The sequence below is a fragment of the Klebsiella sp. CN_Kp104 genome (genome assembly GCF_040064515.1).
Taxonomy (GTDB): Bacteria; Pseudomonadota; Gammaproteobacteria; order Enterobacterales; family Enterobacteriaceae; genus Klebsiella; species Klebsiella aerogenes.
Genome location: NZ_JBEAII010000002.1, coordinates 311,901 through 327,954, shown reverse-complemented (window position 1 = coordinate 327,954; position 16,054 = coordinate 311,901). Strand labels below are relative to the sequence as shown.

At 56.6% G+C, this 16,054-nt stretch carries 16 protein-coding genes and 1 pseudogene; 11 read left to right on the top strand and 6 right to left on the bottom strand.

The genetic code is table 11. The annotated features are described in order from the left end of the window. Positions 1 to 85 precede the first annotated feature (85 nt). Positions 86 to 447, bottom strand: a pseudogene (locus tag ABLU80_RS03500) (YnfA family protein). 113 nt (positions 448 to 560) lie between these two features. On the opposite strand from ABLU80_RS03500, the gene ABLU80_RS03495 reads away from it, so the two are divergent. Next, positions 561 to 902, top strand: a complete 342-nt coding sequence (locus tag ABLU80_RS03495) for a DUF1283 family protein (RefSeq protein WP_015366763.1) — start codon at positions 561 to 563, stop codon at positions 900 to 902. A 57-nt stretch (positions 903 to 959) separates the two neighbouring features. Then, positions 960 to 1,520, top strand: coding sequence for a spermidine N1-acetyltransferase (gene speG / locus ABLU80_RS03490; RefSeq protein WP_015366764.1), 561 nt, complete (start codon positions 960 to 962; stop codon positions 1,518 to 1,520). Here the strand turns inward: speG and ABLU80_RS03485 are convergent. Continuing rightward, the gene (locus tag ABLU80_RS03485) at positions 1,514 to 2,224 is read right to left on the bottom strand and encodes a YnfC family lipoprotein (protein WP_015366765.1); all 711 of its coding nucleotides are present in this window, start codon (positions 2,222 to 2,224) and stop codon (positions 1,514 to 1,516) included. The genes speG and ABLU80_RS03485 overlap by 7 nt on opposite strands. Before the next feature lie 103 nt (positions 2,225 to 2,327). Between ABLU80_RS03485 and ABLU80_RS03480 the strand changes: the two genes are divergently transcribed. From ABLU80_RS03480 to clcB, 6 genes are all read left to right on the top strand, one after another. After that, positions 2,328 to 2,600, top strand: coding sequence for a DUF1161 domain-containing protein (locus tag ABLU80_RS03480; protein ID WP_047047125.1), 273 nt, complete (start codon positions 2,328 to 2,330; stop codon positions 2,598 to 2,600). A 148-nt stretch (positions 2,601 to 2,748) separates the two neighbouring features. Then, positions 2,749 to 5,184 (top strand): selenate/tellurate reductase subunit YnfE, encoded by a 2,436-nt coding sequence (gene ynfE, locus ABLU80_RS03475; protein ID WP_348849699.1) that lies wholly within the window; start codon positions 2,749 to 2,751, stop codon positions 5,182 to 5,184. Positions 5,185 to 5,194: 10 nt separating this feature from the next. Continuing rightward, positions 5,195 to 5,812: a DMSO/selenate family reductase complex B subunit gene (locus ABLU80_RS03470; RefSeq protein WP_101704515.1), complete on the top strand. Its 618-nt coding sequence runs from the start codon at positions 5,195 to 5,197 to the stop codon at positions 5,810 to 5,812. 1 nt (position 5,813) lies between these two features. Continuing rightward, positions 5,814 to 6,671 (top strand): dimethyl sulfoxide reductase anchor subunit family protein, encoded by an 858-nt coding sequence (locus ABLU80_RS03465; protein WP_348849698.1) that lies wholly within the window; start codon positions 5,814 to 5,816, stop codon positions 6,669 to 6,671. Positions 6,672 to 6,713: 42 nt separating this feature from the next. Beyond that, on the top strand, positions 6,714 to 7,322 hold the full coding sequence (dmsD, locus tag ABLU80_RS03460; RefSeq protein WP_063445976.1) for a Tat proofreading chaperone DmsD: 609 nt from the start codon (positions 6,714 to 6,716) through the stop codon (positions 7,320 to 7,322). 101 nt (positions 7,323 to 7,423) lie between these two features. Beyond that, positions 7,424 to 8,719, top strand: a complete 1,296-nt coding sequence (gene clcB / locus ABLU80_RS03455) for a voltage-gated ClC-type chloride channel ClcB (protein WP_059444075.1) — start codon at positions 7,424 to 7,426, stop codon at positions 8,717 to 8,719. Here the strand turns inward: clcB and bioD are convergent. The 3 genes from bioD to ABLU80_RS03440 all read right to left on the bottom strand — a co-directional run bounded on the left by bioD (position 8,672) and on the right by ABLU80_RS03440 (position 11,742). Further along, positions 8,672 to 9,367 carry a dethiobiotin synthase gene (bioD, locus tag ABLU80_RS03450; RefSeq protein WP_015366772.1) on the bottom strand — a complete coding sequence of 232 codons (696 nt, stop codon included), beginning with the start codon at positions 9,365 to 9,367 and terminating at the stop codon, positions 8,672 to 8,674. The genes clcB and bioD overlap by 48 nt on opposite strands. A 127-nt stretch (positions 9,368 to 9,494) precedes the next feature. Beyond that, the gene (mlc, locus tag ABLU80_RS03445; protein WP_015366773.1) at positions 9,495 to 10,715 is read right to left on the bottom strand and encodes a sugar metabolism global transcriptional regulator Mlc; all 1,221 of its coding nucleotides are present in this window, start codon (positions 10,713 to 10,715) and stop codon (positions 9,495 to 9,497) included. 124 nt (positions 10,716 to 10,839) lie between these two features. Further along, positions 10,840 to 11,742: a LysR family transcriptional regulator gene (locus ABLU80_RS03440; RefSeq protein WP_015366774.1), complete on the bottom strand. Its 903-nt coding sequence runs from the start codon at positions 11,740 to 11,742 to the stop codon at positions 10,840 to 10,842. 92 nt (positions 11,743 to 11,834) lie between these two features. On the opposite strand from ABLU80_RS03440, the gene ABLU80_RS03435 reads away from it, so the two are divergent. From ABLU80_RS03435 to asr, 3 genes are all read left to right on the top strand, one after another. After that, positions 11,835 to 13,124, top strand: coding sequence for an MFS transporter (locus ABLU80_RS03435; RefSeq protein WP_071596080.1), 1,290 nt, complete (start codon positions 11,835 to 11,837; stop codon positions 13,122 to 13,124). Between the two features lie 322 nt (positions 13,125 to 13,446). Next, on the top strand, positions 13,447 to 14,934 hold the full coding sequence (locus tag ABLU80_RS03430) for a carboxypeptidase M32 (RefSeq protein ID WP_348849697.1): 1,488 nt from the start codon (positions 13,447 to 13,449) through the stop codon (positions 14,932 to 14,934). Between the two features lie 171 nt (positions 14,935 to 15,105). Continuing rightward, entirely contained in the window at positions 15,106 to 15,525 is a 420-nt protein-coding gene (gene asr, locus ABLU80_RS03425) for an acid resistance repetitive basic protein Asr (protein WP_015366777.1), read from the top strand. 158 nt (positions 15,526 to 15,683) lie between these two features. Here the strand turns inward: asr and ABLU80_RS03420 are convergent, their stop codons facing one another. Then, on the bottom strand, positions 15,684 to 15,941 hold the full coding sequence (locus ABLU80_RS03420) for a hypothetical protein (RefSeq protein ID WP_015366779.1): 258 nt from the start codon (positions 15,939 to 15,941) through the stop codon (positions 15,684 to 15,686). Positions 15,942 to 16,054 lie beyond the last annotated feature (113 nt).

Below are 16,054 nucleotides of genomic sequence, written 5' to 3'. Positions count from 1 at the left end.
GCAACTAGTCGGCTACCATACAAGAATCAAGGTTAAAATTAGCGTGGAAGATCACAAAGGGCATTTTTTATGCTGCTGCCAGACGTTATACCCGCCCCCAGCCAGCAACGATGATCAGCATGCCGCACAGCGCAATCGCCGCCCCCGCCCAGTCAAAGTGGTTTAGCTTCACGCCGTCAACGAAACGCAGCCACAGCAGCGCAGTACAGACGTAGACGCCGCCATAGGCGGCATACACCCTACCGCTGGCCTCCGGATGCAGGGTCAGCAGCCAGACGAACATCGCCAGCGCCATCGCCGTCGGGATCAACAGCAGCGGAGAACCTTCCCGCTTCAGCCATAGCCACGGCAGATAACAACCGATGATTTCGCACAGCGCGGTAGCAAAGAAAAGTAACGTGGTTTTCAGCATTAAAGTTTGGTAAATGAGACAATTTGTTGCACCAGTGTACGCGATAATGTTCCTGAACCCATGCCATTTTGTCAGGTAGGCGTGGGTAGCGAGTTGTAGTAAACTTGTCCAACTGGTTAACCCTTTTTATCACTCAAAGGAAATCGTGATGAAAATGACACGCAATAAACGCTGGTGCCTGACCGCCCTGCTGGCGGCAAGCGCAATGGTCTATACCGCTTCGTCCTTCGCGCAAACCGACAAACTGGTGATCGAGTCCGGCGACAGCGCGCAGAGCCGTCAGCAAGCCGCAATGGAAAAAGAGCAGTGGAACGATACCCGCTCGCTACGGCAGAAGGTGAATAAACGCGCGGAGAAAGAGTGGGACAAAACCGACGTCGCCTTCGATGCGCAGGATAACTGCCAGAAGAGCGCCAACGTCAACGCCTACTGGGAACCTAACACCCTGCGCTGTCTTGACCGCCGTACCGGTCGCGTTATTACGCCATAATTCCCCGGCGCCCGTGGGCGCCATCCTCTATTTCTATTCATGCACACAGGATTTCCCATGTCTGACGCCCCTCACGTCAAACTCCGCCCGCTTGAGCGCGAAGACCTGCGCTTCGTCCACCAGCTTGATAATAACGCCAGCGTAATGCGTTACTGGTTTGAAGAACCTTACGAGGCCTTCGTCGAACTCTCTGACCTTTACGACAAACACATTCACGATCAAAGTGAACGCCGTTTCGTTATCGAATGCGATGGCGAAAAAGCCGGGCTGGTTGAACTGGTGGAGATAAACCACGTTCACCGTCGCGCCGAGTTCCAGATTATCATCTCCCCGGAATATCAGGGCAAAGGGCTGGCGACGCGCGCCGCTAAGCTGGCAATGGACTACGGCTTTACCGTTCTGAATCTGTATAAGCTGTATCTGATTGTCGATAAAGAAAATGAAAAAGCGATCCACATCTACCGCAAACTCGGTTTTATGGTCGAAGGCGAGCTGATTCACGAGTTCTTTATCAACGGCGAATACCGCAATACTATTCGCATGTGCCTGTTCCAGCATCAGTACCTTGAGAAACATCGTCCTCAAGGCCAGACGCTACTCAAGCCCACGGCTCAGTAATAGTCGATACTGTTTTTGATGCTGTAGTGTCGCGTCACCGCCGGCTGGACGCTTTCATCGACAACCTGCATCTCGCAGCGGATCGGGTTGTCATGATCGTCATAGTCGCAGGTTTGATTGACCTTGCCTAACGCGCGGTCGTTAAATACGCTCACCGCGCTGTAATCGAGCTTTTTACGCGGATCGGTGGACGGCGTCGATACGACGCTGAAGCGCTCATCTTTCGCGGTGGTGGTTTTGCCCAGCGGATAACCTTCGCTGTCGTAGCGATAGCTGGAAGTACTCTCTTTCCCGCGAGCCGTCACCACAAAGCCGTTGTCATCGGTCTCCCAGCTGACGCCCGCCGCCGGCATCTCGGCGAGCTGGCATTTCCCCTGCAGCCGCAGGCGTTTCTCCTGCGTTTGCGCATCCAGATAGTAATTCGCGTCAAGTACCAGCGTCGCGCCGGTTTTATTTTCGAGGTCGGTAAAATCCAGCAGATCAAAACAGCCTTCTGCCGACACCTGGGCACGCACCCGTTTCACCATTTCCCCCTGGTCGTCGAACAGGATCTGAGTAAAGGTTTTAACCGGGCCGCGCAGCGGATCGAACTCAAACTCATTGGAAAAACTGGCCATCTCCGGGGTAAACGCCGCCGGCGCTGACGGCTTATCGCAGGCGCTGAGCAGCAACGCCGCCGGGATCAGCAAAAACAGTTTATTCACAGCCGCTACCTTTTTGGGAACATTCCAATCATTTTAGCAAATACAATTGTTTACACCAATTCTGCTATGCTTAAAACTGGATGACATCAATAAGGAGCTTATGATGAAACTATCCTCATGGTTGTGCGCGGCCCTGCTGCTGGGTTCGGCATCCGCACTGGCAGCGCCGGACTCCTGCGAGCGGGTAAAGGGCGAGATCCAGCAAAAGATCATCAACAACGGCGTTCCGGCTTCTGGTTTTAGCCTGGCCATTGTACCGAACGATCAGCCTGACCAACCCGGCGCTCAGGTGGTGGGCCACTGCGCTAACGACACCTTCAAGATAATCTATACCCGCAACGCCGACGCGGCGGCCACCGATTCAGACGGGCAATAACCGCCGCTTTCGAGTGAAGGATCTTATCTCTGGTTGACCGGAGATAAGATTCGCCTACCCCTATTTAAGTATTATTCCTCACCCATGCGCCAGCACCCCCGCGGTTGCCAGCGGCATTTCGCATAATAAAAATCATGGAGTGAGCACAATGTCCTACCCAGAACATCCCGGCGGCGTCAGCCGTCGCAACCTCATAAAATCCTCAGCAATCGGTTCCCTGGCCCTGGCCGCCGGCGGCCTGTCGCTGCCTTTCAGTCTACGCGCCGCGGCCGCCGCCGTGCAGCAAGCCACCGGAGCAGAAGAAAAAACCGTATGGGGAGCCTGCTCGGTTAACTGCGGCAGCCGCTGCGCGCTGCGCCTGCACGTTCGCGACGACGAAGTGGTGTGGGTGGAAACCGATAATACCGGCCACGATATCTACGGCGATCATCAGGTTCGCGCCTGCCTGCGCGGACGTTCTATCCGCCGGCGTATCAATCACCCCGATCGTCTTAACTACCCAATGAAACGCGTAGGCAAACGCGGCGAAGGAAAATTCGAACGCATTAGTTGGACCGAAGCGCTGGATACCATCGCCGAAAGTCTGAAACGCGTGGTAAAAGAGTACGGCAACGAAGCGGTCTATATTAACTACTCTTCCGGGATTGTCGGCGGCAATATGACCCGCTCTTCCCCTTCCGCCTCGCCGGTGATGCGGCTGATGAACTGCTACGGCGGATCGCTCAACCAGTACGGCACCTACAGTACGGCGCAGATCGCCTGCGCCATGCCCTATACCTACGGTAGCAACGACGGCAACAGCACTTCGGATATTGAAAACAGTAAACTGGTGGTAATGTTCGGCAATAACCCGGCGGAAACCCGCATGAGCGGCGGCGGCATTACCTGGTACCTGGAGCAGGCCCGTGAGCGTTCCAACGCCCGCATGATCGTCATCGACCCACGCTATACCGATACCGCGGCCGGGCGTGAAGATGAGTGGATCCCCATTCGTCCCGGTACCGATGCCGCGCTGGTCGCCGGTATCGCCTGGGTATTGATTAATGAAAATCTGGTAGACCAGCCGTTCCTCGATAAATACTGCGTCGGCTACGATGAGAAAACCTTGCCGGCCGATGCTCCGGCCAACGGCCACTATAAAGCCTATATTCTCGGCCTGGGCGACGACGCTACCGCCAAGACACCGCAGTGGGCCTCGCGTATTACCGGTATTCCCGCCGATCGCATCATTAAGCTGGCGCGCGAAATTGGTATGACCAAACCCGCCTATATCTGCCAGGGCTGGGGCCCGCAGCGCCAGGCGAACGGCGAACTCTCCGCGCGCGCTATCGCCATGCTGCCGATTTTAACCGGCAACGTCGGCATTAACGGGGGTAACAGCGGCGCCCGCGAATCGACCTATACCATCACCATTGAGCGCCTGCCGGTGCTGGAGAATCCGGTAAAAACCGCCATCTCCTGCTTTAGCTGGACCGACGCTATCGCTCGCGGGCCGGAGATGACCGCCACCCGCGACGGCGTGCGCGGCAAAGAGAAGCTGGCGGTCCCTATTAAATTCCTGTGGAACTATGCTGGCAACACCATCATTAACCAGCATTCCGACATCAATAAAACCCACGATATCCTGCAGGACGAGAGCAAATGCGAGATGGTCGTGGTTATCGAAAACTTTATGACCTCGTCGGCAAAATATGCCGATATTCTGCTGCCGGATCTGATGACCGTCGAACAAGAAGATATCATTCCTAACGACTATGCCGGCAATATGGGCTATCTGATTTTCATCCAGCCCGCCACCACGGCGAAGTTCGAACGCAAACCTATCTACTGGATCTTAAGTGAAGTAGCAAAACGCCTTGGCGACGATGTGCATCAGCGCTTCACCGAAGGACGAACTCAGGAGCAGTGGTTACAGTATCTGTACGCCAAAATGGTCGCCAAAGATCCGGCGCTGCCGGGTTATGACGAGCTCAAAAAAATGGGCATTTACAAGCGTAAAGACCCGAACGGCCATTTCGTCGCCTATCGCGATTTTCGTCGCGACCCTGAAGCGCATCCGCTAAAAACCCCCTCCGGCAAAATTGAGATTTACTCCAGCCGCCTCGCCGATATTGCCGCCCGCTGGCAACTGGAAAAAGACGAAGTCATTAGCCCGCTGCCGGTCTATGCCTCCACCTTTGAAGGCTGGGACGATCCGTTGCGCAGCCAATTCCCGCTGCAAATGTTTGGCTTCCATTATAAGGCGCGTACCCACTCCAGCTACGGCAACGTCGATGTCTTACAAGCGGCCTGCCGCCAGGAAGTGTGGCTTAACCCCATCGATGCCGAAAAACGTGGGATTAAAAACGGCGACATGGTGCGCGTCTTTAATCAGCGCGGCGAACTGCGTATTCCGGCAAAAGTTACGCCGCGTATTATGCCTGGGGTAACGGCGATGGGTCAGGGAGCATGGCACGATGCCAATATGGCTGGCGATCGCGTCGACCACGGCGCCTGCATGAATACCCTCACCACCCACCGGCCTTCACCGCTGGCGAAGGGAAACCCGCAGCATACCAACCTGGTCGAAATCGAGAAGGTTTAAGGAGTAAACCATGAGCGCTCAGTATGGATTTTTTATCGATTCCGCCCGTTGCACCGGTTGCAAAACCTGCGAGCTGGCCTGTAAAGACTACAAGAACCTGACGCCGGACGTCAGCTTCCGTCGTATCTATGAATATGCAGGCGGCGACTGGCAGGAGGACAACGGCGTCTGGAATCAGAACGTTTTTGCCTACTACCTTTCCATCGCCTGTAACCACTGTGAAGACCCGGCGTGCACCAAGGTCTGTCCGAGCGGGGCGATGCACAAGCGCGAAGATGGTTTTGTGGTGGTCAATGAAGAGGTGTGCATTGGCTGTCGCTACTGCCATATGGCCTGCCCGTACGGCGCGCCGCAGTACAACGCCGCTAAAGGGCATATGACCAAATGCGACGGCTGTCACGAACGCGTCGCACAAGGCAAGAAACCGATTTGCGTCGAGTCCTGCCCGCTGCGGGCGCTGGACTTCGGGCCGATTGCCGAACTGCGTGAAAAGCACGGCCAGCTGGCCGCCGTGGCGCCGCTGCCGTCGGCGCACTTCACCAGGCCGAGCATTGTGATAAAACCAAACGCCAACAGCCGTCCGTGCGGCGATACCACCGGCTATCTGGCCAATCCGCAGGAGGTCTAAAATGGGAAATGGATGGCATGAATGGCCGCTGGTTCTGTTTACGGTACTGGGGCAATGCGTAGCTGGCGCGATTATTGTCAGCGGCCTGGGCTGGGTGTCGCTCTGCGATCAGCGCGAAGCGCGACAGCGGCTGGTGCGCAGCATGTTCTTTATCTGGCTATTGATGGGAATAGGTTTTCTCGCTTCTGTCATGCATCTCGGCTCGCCGCTACGGGCATTTAACTCATTGAACCGCGTTGGCGCTTCAGCGCTCAGTAATGAAATCGCCAGCGGCGCCCTCTTCTTCATCGTCGGCGGATTCTGGTGGCTATTGGCGGCGGTGGGAAAAATGCCCTCGGCACCTGGCAAAATCTGGTTGTTTCTCACCATGTTGCTGGGGTTGCTATTTGTGATGGCGATGACCCGGGTCTACCAAATTGACACCGTGCCAACGTGGTACAATGGCTACACCACCAGCGCGTTCTTCCTGACGGTACTGCTCGCCGGGCCGCTGTTCGCTGCCCTGCTGCTAAAGCTGGCGAGAGTCGATTTCAACGGCTGGTTTTTTGCCGCTATTAGCGTGGCCGCACTCATCATCAGCGTGGCCGTAGTTGTCTTGCAAAACGCGGATCTCAGCACGATCCACAGTTCAGTACAACAGGCGAACGCCCTGCTACCGGATTACGGCAGACTGCAGGTTCTACGGCTGAGCCTGCTGGCGCTCGGTCTCGGCTGCTGGCTGTGTCCGCTGATCCGCCGCCAGCCGCCGCGCGCCGCCGGGTTATTGTTCGGGCTGATAATGGTTTTAGTCGCGGAGTGTATAGGCCGCGGCCTGTTTTATGGCCTGCATATGACCGTGGGTATGGCGGTTGCGGGTTAACGAGACGGCGCGCCTGTGCGCGCCGCAGTAAGGAATAGGGTAATGATGCAGATCCCAAATCGCGACGCCGTCGCACTAAGCGCCCGCACGTTGGGCGCGCTGTTCTCTTATGCGCCGAATAGCGAGCAAAACGCGCCGCTGGTCGCCGCTTTTCTCGATGGTAGCTGGCAGCCGCAGTGGCCGTTCCCGGTCTCCGATTCACTGGCAATGGAATTCGCCGCCAGCAGCGACGAGGCGCTGCCGCAAGCCTGGCAGCGTCTGTTTATCGGTCCATGGGCGCTTCCCGCTCCGCCGTGGGGTTCGGTGTGGCTGGATAAAGAGTCGGTGTTATTCGGCGACTCAACGCTTGCGCTGCGCGAGTGGATGCGCACCAGCGGTATCGCGCTGGATCTTGAGCGCAACGAACCCGAAGACCACTTCGGAACACTGCTGCTGCTGGCCGCATGGCTGTGTGAAACAAATCAGGATGAGTTGTTTGCGCAACTGCTGGCCTGGCATCTACTGCCGTGGTCCGGGCGTTTTCTGAGCGTTTTTAAGGAAAACGCCGGGCATCCGCTCTATCGGGCGCTGGGCCAACTGGCGCAGTCGACGCTGGCTAACTGGCAGGAATATTTACCCATCGCGGTGGCGGAAAAGCAGCTGTATCGTTAACTCACCCGCCGCGTCGATCCCTGGCGCGGCACTTATAGCTTTTGCATCTAAGGTTATTCCCTATCACAATAACGCTATGACTCCCAATTTCATTCCCGCTAATGCATCGTCTTCATAACTACCCTGATGTGCAGGTGATGTTCCGTCGCCTGATCATCGCCACGCTCGTCGGCATCTTTGCGGCGCTGGCCGTGGCGCTGTTTCGCCACTCGATGGTGGCACTGGAAACTTTATTTCTCGGTAATGATAGCGGCAGTCTGGTGAACGCCGCGCAGTCGCTACCGTGGTGGCGTCGGCTGCTGACGCCGGCGCTTGGCGGAATCGCGGCGGGGACATTGCTCTGGTTATGGCAACGGCGCAACGTGTCGCGTCCGCACGCCCCGACCGATTACATGGAAGCGCTGGAAACCGGCGATGGCTGTTTCGATACGCCGGCAAGCCTCGTCAAATCGCTGGCATCGCTGCTGGTGGTCGTGACCGGCAGCGCCATTGGCCGCGAAGGGGCCATGATCCTACTGGCCGCGCTGGCCGCCTCGCTGTTTGCCCGCCGTTTTACCCCGCGCGCTGAATGGAAGCTGTGGGTCGCCTGCGGCGCCGCCGCCGGGATGGCCAGCGCCTATCATGCGCCGCTGGCGGGGAGCCTGTTTATCGCCGAAATCCTCTTCGGCACCCTGATGCTGGCCTCGCTCGGGCCGGTGGTCATTTCAGCGGTGATCGCCCTACTGCTGACCAATTTACTCAATGGCGGCGCCGCGCCGCTGTACCACGTCGTCTTGCAACAAAACCTGACCGCGCTGCATTACGGTTTAATGCTGGCAACCGGCCTGCTGGCCGGGCTGTGCGGGCCGCTGTTCATCTGGCTGATGGACTACAGCCACCGTGGTTTCGTCCGGCTGAAACTGTCGCCGCCGTGGCAGCTGGCGCTGGGGGGACTCATCGTAGGCGTGTTATCGCTTATTACCCCGGCAGTATGGGGCAATGGTTATAGCGTGGTGCAAAGCTATCTGCTATCGCCGCCGCTATTTAGCGTCATTATCATCGTCTTTGTCTGTAAGCTGTTGGCGGTGCTGGCCAGCAGCGGCTCCGGCGCGCCGGGCGGCGTCTTTACCCCGACGCTATTCGTCGGGCTGGCAATAGGAATGCTATTCGCCACTTTTAGCGGGCTGTGGTTAGATAACGATCAGAACATAGCTATTATGATTGGGTTAACCGGAATGGCGGCGTTTCTCGCCGCGACAACGCATGCGCCGATGATGTCGACGCTGATGATTTGTGAGATGACCGGGCAGTATGTGCTGCTGCCCGGTTTATTGATCGCCTGTGTACTGGCTTCGGTAGTGTCGCGAACGTTACGCCGGGATTCGATCTATCGCCATCACGTTGCCGAGCACGTCTAAGTCAACATACTGGCTGAGTTCGCGCTGTTCGGCGCGCGGCAGATAAGGCAGCTCGCCAATCAGCGGCGCAGGCAGCTTTTTGCTCAACACATCGATGATTTCAGCGTAGTGCGCAAGGCCAGGGTTAATGCGGTTGGCGACCCAGCCGATTAACGGCAGACCATCGTTGGCGATCGCCTGAGCGGTCAACAGAGCATGGTTGATACACCCTTCCTGAATACCCACCACCAACACTACCGGCAGTTGTTCCTGCACTACCCACTCGGAGAGCGGGCGTAAGTCGTTCATCAGGCTGCGCCAGCCGCCGGTACCTTCCACTACGACATGATCCACTCTGCCGCTGAGCTGCTGCAGGCCGTCACTGAGTAAGCCGTAGTTGATCGGGCAGCTGTGCGCCACGCTGCTTTCTTCTTCGCTTAACGCGATGGGATTGACAGCATCATACGGCAGCGACAGCGTCGACACGCTCTGTAATACCAGCGCATCTTTGTTACGCAGTCCTTCCGGCGTCTCTTTGCTGCCCTTCGCCACAGGCTTATACCCGGCGACGCTTTTACCGCTGGCAGCAAGTGCCTGCAGCAGCGCGCGGGATACTACCGTCTTCCCGACAGCAGTGTCAGTACCTGTTATAAAGAAACGCTTAAACATCACTAACCCCAAAGTTGTGTATACGAAAAATACATAAGAGAAATAATCAACAGTGGGAAAAGTCTACGCGAAGCCGTCGGGGCCCAGATTGAGATAGCGCAATTTTTGGTGCGACTATGAAAAAATGTTAACCCTGTAACAGTCGGATAAGGAGCGATCCGTTATAGAGGGCGTCTTTCACCAAAGCCGCGCCAGCCATCGTTCCGCGGTTTGAGAACTGGGTACTCTCAACCGCGATATGACGACTATATGCCGGTAGCGCCTGTTGCCGAATACAGTCAGAAATTGCCGGAAACAAAATATCAGACGCCTGATTGAACGGCGAACCAATAAGGATTTTTTGCGGGTTAAACAGATTGACCATGATAGCCAGAATACGCCCTACATGAGCGCCAACGCCGGTAATGATATCCCGCGCCAGTAAATCGCCCTGCTGCGCCGCCTGACATAACCATTCAACGCTCAACTGCTGTTGATGCAGCATAGAGCTCATCGATTTTGCCATGCGCATCTGCGCCAGTTCCAGCACGCTTTCGACGCTGGCGATGGTTTCCAGGCAGCCGTGATTGCCGCAATAGCAGCGTTTACCATAGGGGTCAACCTGGGTGTGGCCGATCTCCACCAGGCTGCTGCTGCCAGCGTGCAACAGGCGGCCATCGGTGATCACTCCCGCGCCGACGTTGTGGTCGATTACCACCTGGATGACGTCGCGCGCCCCCCGCGAGGCGCCAAACAACGATTCGGCCATGGTCCAGGCGCTGATATCGTGCTGTATATAGACCGACACTCCGGTGTGATTAGCCAGAGCCTCACCGAGCGGCATATCTTTCACGTCATCATAAAACGGCATCCGGTGGATGATACCGTTTTCAGTATCAATGATCCCCGGCAAGGTGATGGCGATTGCGGTAAGTCGTTCGAGCTTGTGCTGATGGCGAATAAAAAACTGGTCGATATGCTCGATGATCCGCGTCAGCAGTGGTTGCGCATGCTGCAGCGGCAGTTCCAGTTGTTCTTCCACCACCAGCTTGCTGCTCAGATCGCGCAGCGCCAGGTGGATTTCCCCCCGGCTGATGCGCAACGACAAATAATGCCAGGCTTCCGTTTCAACCATCAGCCCGACCGCCGGGCGGCCGCGGCTCCCCGGCTCCTGGATTTCGGTCTCCTGCACCAGGTGCGCTTCCAGCATCTCGCGAACAATTTTGGTAATGCTGGCCGGCGCCAGTTGCGCAAATCGGGAAAGGTCGATACGCGACACCGGGCCAAGCTGATCAATCAGGCGATATACCGCGCCGGCATTGGTCTGCTTTATTTGATCGATATGGCCTGGTTGACTGTCCGCTACCACCGTTGACTCCCTTTATTTTCGCGCTTCGAAATAAACTTTTGGCTATGGTGAAGCACTTCGATGGTGCACGTCAAATTTTTACTTAGCCTTGTGATTTGCCGCACATTTTTACCCCGTTTTTGTCTTAATTCGCCAGGGCGGCGGCAGCGAGAAGATAATCGCGAAAGCGCTGCGCCGCCAGACCCTGTTCACGGTGTTTGGCCCACACCAGCCACATTTCCGACACCGCATCGGGTTCACTAATCGGCAGCCAGCGCATTTCATTTAACTGCACCCGCTTAAACGAGGCCGGTAGGATCGATACCCCAAGACCTGAAGCCACAAGGCCAATGATGGTCATTGCCTCGCCGACCTCCTGGGTGATAACGGGCGTGGTACCGTAGCGGCGCATCAACCCGAGAATATCGTCATACAGGCCGGTACCCACGTGCGGATCGAAAAAGACAAACGGCTCGCGCGCCAGCTCAAGCAGACTGACCGATTGCTGACGGGCCAGGGGATGATCGCTGGGCACCATCGCCAGTAGCGGTTCGCGCAGCACCCTTTCCCAGCACAAGGTATCCGGCAGCTGCGTGTTGCGCATCAGGCCAAGGTCAAGCGCCCCTTCATTCAGCGGCACGATCTGTTCGCGGGTGTTGGTTTCGCGGGTCTGGATATGGACATCGGGAAAGCGGCGACGAAAAGTGGAAAGCGTATCGGAAACCGCTTTGATAAATGGCGCCGACGAGGTGAAGCCGATACGCAGTTCACCGGTTTCGCCGTGGTGCAGGCGCCCGGCGCGAGCGGCGGCATCTTCAACCTGCGTCAGTATTTGCCGACTATCGGCGAGGAACTGCACTCCCGCCGCCGTCAGGCTGACGCTGCGATTAGTGCGGGCAAACAGCCGCGCGCCAATCTGTTGTTCGAGAATCTGAATTTGCTGGCTTAACGGCGGTTGAGAGATATTCAGGCGCGCCGCCGCGCGGCCAAAATGCAACTCTTCCGCCACGGCGACAAAGTAACGCAGATGACGCAGCTCGATATTCATATTTAAAACGTCTTATTTGAGATTATTAATATATTAGACGGAATATTTACAATTTTATACCCTAAAAATGTGAGCTGAATGGTCACATCAGTTTGTTTGTAATCCAGCTGTATATAAGCAAGGAATTCTCCGTGAGTAACACAACAACCGCTGACACCGCGCCGGCGAGCGATGTCAGGGATAAGGTCGCTTCCCAGCCAAATCAATTTATTAAACGCGGCACCCCGGCGTTTATCCGCGTCACCCTGGCGCTATTTTCCGCCGGACTGGCCACCTTCGCCCTGCTCTATTGCGTGCAGCCCATTCTGCCGGTGCTGTCAGGCGAGTTCGGCGTAAGCCCGGCCAGCAGCAGTATTTCGTTATCGATTTCCACCGCGATGCTCGCCATCGGCCTGCTATTTACCGGTCCGCTGTCGGATGCCATTGGCCGTAAACCGGTAATGGTCACCGCCTTACTGTTGGCGGCGTGTTGCTCATTATTATCAACGATGATGACCAGCTGGCACGGTATTCTGATCATGCGCGCGTTGATCGGCCTGTCGCTCAGCGGCGTAGCCGCCGTAGGGATGACTTATCTCAGCGAGGAGATCCACCCAAGCGTGGTGGCGTTTTCAATGGGGCTTTATATCAGCGGTAACTCGATAGGCGGCATGAGCGGCCGCCTGCTCACCGGGGTCTTTACCGATTTCTTCGGCTGGCGCGTGGCGCTGGCGGTGATAAGCGCCTTCGCCCTCGCTGCGGCAATCATGTTCTGGCGTATTCTTCCGGAGTCACGCCACTTCCGCCCTATTTCGTTGAAACCGAAAACGCTGCTGATTAACTTCCATCTGCACTGGCGCGATCGCGGCCTGCCGTTGTTGTTCCTCGAAGGCTTCCTGCTGATGGGCGCATTTGTGACCCTGTTTAACTATATTGGCTACCGTTTGATGATGTCGCCATGGTCGCTGAATCAGGCGGTGGTTGGCCTGCTGTCGGTTGCTTACCTGACCGGGACCTGGAGTTCGCCAAAAGCCGGCGCGCTGACGGTGCGTTATGGCCGCGGTCCAGTAATGTTGTTCTTTATTGCGGTGATGCTTTTTGGCCTGCTGATGACGTTATTCTCGCCGCTGTGGCTGATTTTCATCGGCATGCTGCTATTCTCCGCCGGCTTTTTTGCCGCGCACTCGGTCGCCAGCAGTTGGATCGGACCACGGGCGCGTCGCGCGCGCGGCCAGGCATCTTCGTTATACCTGTTCAGCTACTATCTTGGCTCAAGTATTGCGGGGACGCTCGGTGGAGTCTTCTGGCATCATTACGGCTGGAATGGCGTCGGCGGCTTTATCGCCCTGCTGTTAATGGCCGCGCTGCTGACCGGCGCCTGTTTGCACAACCGCCTGAAATAATCGTTAAACGACGTGACCTTATTGGTCACGTCCGTTCACCACAGCCCGAGTACCGATGGTAACCCCAACAGTTCTCTGAGAGCATCCATAGAAAGCAGTGCGAAAAACACCCACGTGAACGGATTCATACTCGCCTCCGCTGACAGCCAGCGCCTGTTTTCAGTGTAGCCGCTGGCGAAGCGCACCGTCCGTTATGGTTATCACATGCGCATTTTTCGATACACGCAAAATGTCGTTCCAGCGACTCGACCAAATCACCCCGACGCGCTAGTGTACCCACTGACAACAGATTTATTTCACTCGCCACAGGCCAGCAGAGACTATGACTGACAACAACAACTATCAGCAGCTCACCCGCACTTTCCAACGGCTCTCCCGCTTCTCTCACCTTGCCGCCATCGCCGGCTGGGATATGTTCGCCATGATGCCGCCCGGCGGCAGCCGCGCGCGCGGCGAAGCGCTGGCGGAGCTCGGGGTGCTGCAGCACCAAATTTTGACCGATAAGAAGGTTGGTGAATGGCTGGAAAACGCCCTGCAGGAAGATCTTAACGATCTGGAACAGGCTAACCTGCGCGAAATGACCCGCCAGTACCAGCAAGCGGCGCTACTGCCGGAAAGCCTGGTGGAAGCGAAATCGCTGGCCGGCAGCCGCTGCGAACACGCCTGGCGCAGCCAGCGCCCGGCTAACGACTGGCAGGGGTTTGCCGAAAACCTGCGCGAGGTCGTTAAGCTCAGCCGCGAAGAGGCGCAGATCCGTGCCGATGCGAAAGGCTGTTCACGTTATGATGCCCTGCTGGATATTTTCGAACCCGATATGACCAGCGCGCGTCTTGACGTGCTTTTCGCCGATCTGAAATCCTGGCTGCCGTCGCTGCTGGCAAACGTCGTCGATAAGCAAGCGCAGAAGACGCTGCTCGAGCCACAGGGGCCCTTCGCCATCACCGACCAACGCGAGCTGGGGCTGGAAGCAATGCGGGTTTTAGGCTTTGATTTTGATGGCGGCCGCCTGGATATTAGCGCACACCCCTTCTGCGGCGGCGTGCCTGAGGACGTTCGTATTACCACCCGTTGTAACGAAAACGATCTACTCAGCGCGCTATTTGGCGTGATCCACGAAACCGGCCACGCGCGCTATGAACAGAACCTCCCGCGTAACTGGCTCGATCAGCCGGTTGGGCTGGCTCGCTCAACGGCGATTCACGAATCTCAGAGTCTGTTCTTCGAAATGCAGCTTGGCCGCAGCGAAGCCTTCCTCAACCGCCTGCTGCCCGCCGTGCGTCAGCGCTTTGGCGACCAGCCGGCGTTCAGCGCGGAAAACTTTATCGCCTGGAACCAGCGCGTGAAGCCGGGCTTCATTCGCGTCGATGCCGACGAAGTCAGCTACCCGGCGCACGTCATTCTGCGCTATGAACTCGAGCGGGCGCTGATCGACGGCGATATTGAAGTAGACGATATTCCCGCCCTGTGGGATGAGAAAATGCAGAGCTGGCTGGGTATTTCGACCCTCGGCAACTATCGCGACGGTTGTATGCAGGATATTCACTGGACTGATGGCGGTTTCGGCTATTTCCCTTCCTATACGCTGGGGGCGATGTACGCCGCACAGCTGATGGCGGCCGCCAGACGCGCGTTACCGAATCTCGCACAGGATATCGCCTGCGGCGATTTTAACGCTCTGTTCGACTGGTTGCGGCAAAATATCTGGCAGCACGGCAGCCGCTTTACCACTTCGCAGCTGATTAAGAATGCCACCGGCGAAGATCTCAACGGTGAGTATTTCCGCCAGCATCTTACCGCGCGTTATCTCTAAGCCTGCGCGCCGGGGCCTGCTCCGGCGCGTTATACCCGTTCGCTTCGCGTTGTACATATGGTTACACGCCGATACCAAACACTCACGGAAAGCTCGAAAAGACAAGCATATAGTTACCTCAACGGCCCCGCAGTGGGGTTGAAATGAAGAAACCTTTTCGAGGATATCAGAATGAAAAAAGTATTAGCTCTGGTCGTTGCCGCTGCTATGGGTCTGTCTTCCGCTGCTTTCGCTGCTGATGCAGCAAGCACCACTCAGGCACCTGCTGCTGCAACTCACAGCACCACTGCCAAGACAACTCACCATAAAAAACATCACAAAGCTGCCGCCAAACCGGCTGCAGAACAGAAAGCCCAGGCTGCCAAGAAACACAAAAAAGCCGCGGCGAAACCCGCTGTAGAGCAAAAAGCTCAGGCTGCGAAAAAACACCACAAAGCCGCCACTAAACCGGCTGCACAGAAAGCCCAGGCTGCCAAAAAGCACCACAAAACTGCCGCTAAACCAGTAGCGCAGAAAGCTCAGGCTGCGAAAAAACACCACAAAACCACTAAACACACCGCTGCTAAACCTGCTGCTCAGCCGGCTGCATAATCGTTTCGGTTAGTCTGGTATTGTATAAATCGGCGCTGTTTCAGCGCCGTTTTTTTCTGGAGAGCGCTATGCTGCGACGCTATCGTTTTGAGCTCATCCTGATACTGCTGATAATATGCGCGCTGGTGGCAACCCGCTTTTTCCTCTATTAGGCGCCGCTAATCATCCCCCTCAATAGGAAAACCGGCTTCACGAATTGCCTGACGGCAATCGCTGACTCCCGCAGCATATCCCGCTTCAATTTCGCATACCGGGCTCGCACTGGAGAAAGGTAAGCGAATCGGCGTCGCCAGTTGACGTTCCAGCTCGCCAATTTTTACCCGCGCCGCCAGCAATTCCTTCGCCAGTTCTGGGGGCGACACTTCGGTTTTTTCCCCCGTAATGATCGCCCGCAATTGCTTCTCATCGATAGTCATCATATCCGCCAGTTTGCATTCATTGACAGATATTATAGCCAACGCCACCTCAGTGGCGTTGGCGTGCCGCTACATGGCACGTACCGCCTCAATCACGAGATAGCCCATCGCTC

Bases quoted from the DNA above. Each gene is read 5' to 3' on its own strand.
- ABLU80_RS03420 (WP_015366779.1), bottom strand. From the start codon at position 15,941: ATGACTATCGATGAGAAGCAATTGCGGGCGATCATTACGGGGGAAAAA.
- ABLU80_RS03440 (WP_015366774.1), bottom strand. From the start codon at position 11,742: ATGAATATCGAGCTGCGTCATCTGCGTTACTTTGTCGCCGTGGCGGAA.
- asr (WP_015366777.1), top strand. From the start codon at position 15,106: ATGAAAAAAGTATTAGCTCTGGTCGTTGCCGCTGCTATGGGTCTGTCT.
- ABLU80_RS03430 (WP_348849697.1), top strand. From the start codon at position 13,447: ATGACTGACAACAACAACTATCAGCAGCTCACCCGCACTTTCCAACGG.
- ABLU80_RS03470 (WP_101704515.1), top strand. From the start codon at position 5,195: ATGAGCGCTCAGTATGGATTTTTTATCGATTCCGCCCGTTGCACCGGT.
- ABLU80_RS03480 (WP_047047125.1), top strand. From the start codon at position 2,328: ATGAAACTATCCTCATGGTTGTGCGCGGCCCTGCTGCTGGGTTCGGCA.
- speG (WP_015366764.1), top strand. From the start codon at position 960: ATGTCTGACGCCCCTCACGTCAAACTCCGCCCGCTTGAGCGCGAAGAC.
- ynfE (WP_348849699.1), top strand. From the start codon at position 2,749: ATGTCCTACCCAGAACATCCCGGCGGCGTCAGCCGTCGCAACCTCATA.
- ABLU80_RS03465 (WP_348849698.1), top strand. From the start codon at position 5,814: ATGGGAAATGGATGGCATGAATGGCCGCTGGTTCTGTTTACGGTACTG.
- bioD (WP_015366772.1), bottom strand. From the start codon at position 9,367: ATGTTTAAGCGTTTCTTTATAACAGGTACTGACACTGCTGTCGGGAAG.
- ABLU80_RS03495 (WP_015366763.1), top strand. From the start codon at position 561: ATGAAAATGACACGCAATAAACGCTGGTGCCTGACCGCCCTGCTGGCG.
- clcB (WP_059444075.1), top strand. From the start codon at position 7,424: ATGCATCGTCTTCATAACTACCCTGATGTGCAGGTGATGTTCCGTCGC.
- dmsD (WP_063445976.1), top strand. From the start codon at position 6,714: ATGATGCAGATCCCAAATCGCGACGCCGTCGCACTAAGCGCCCGCACG.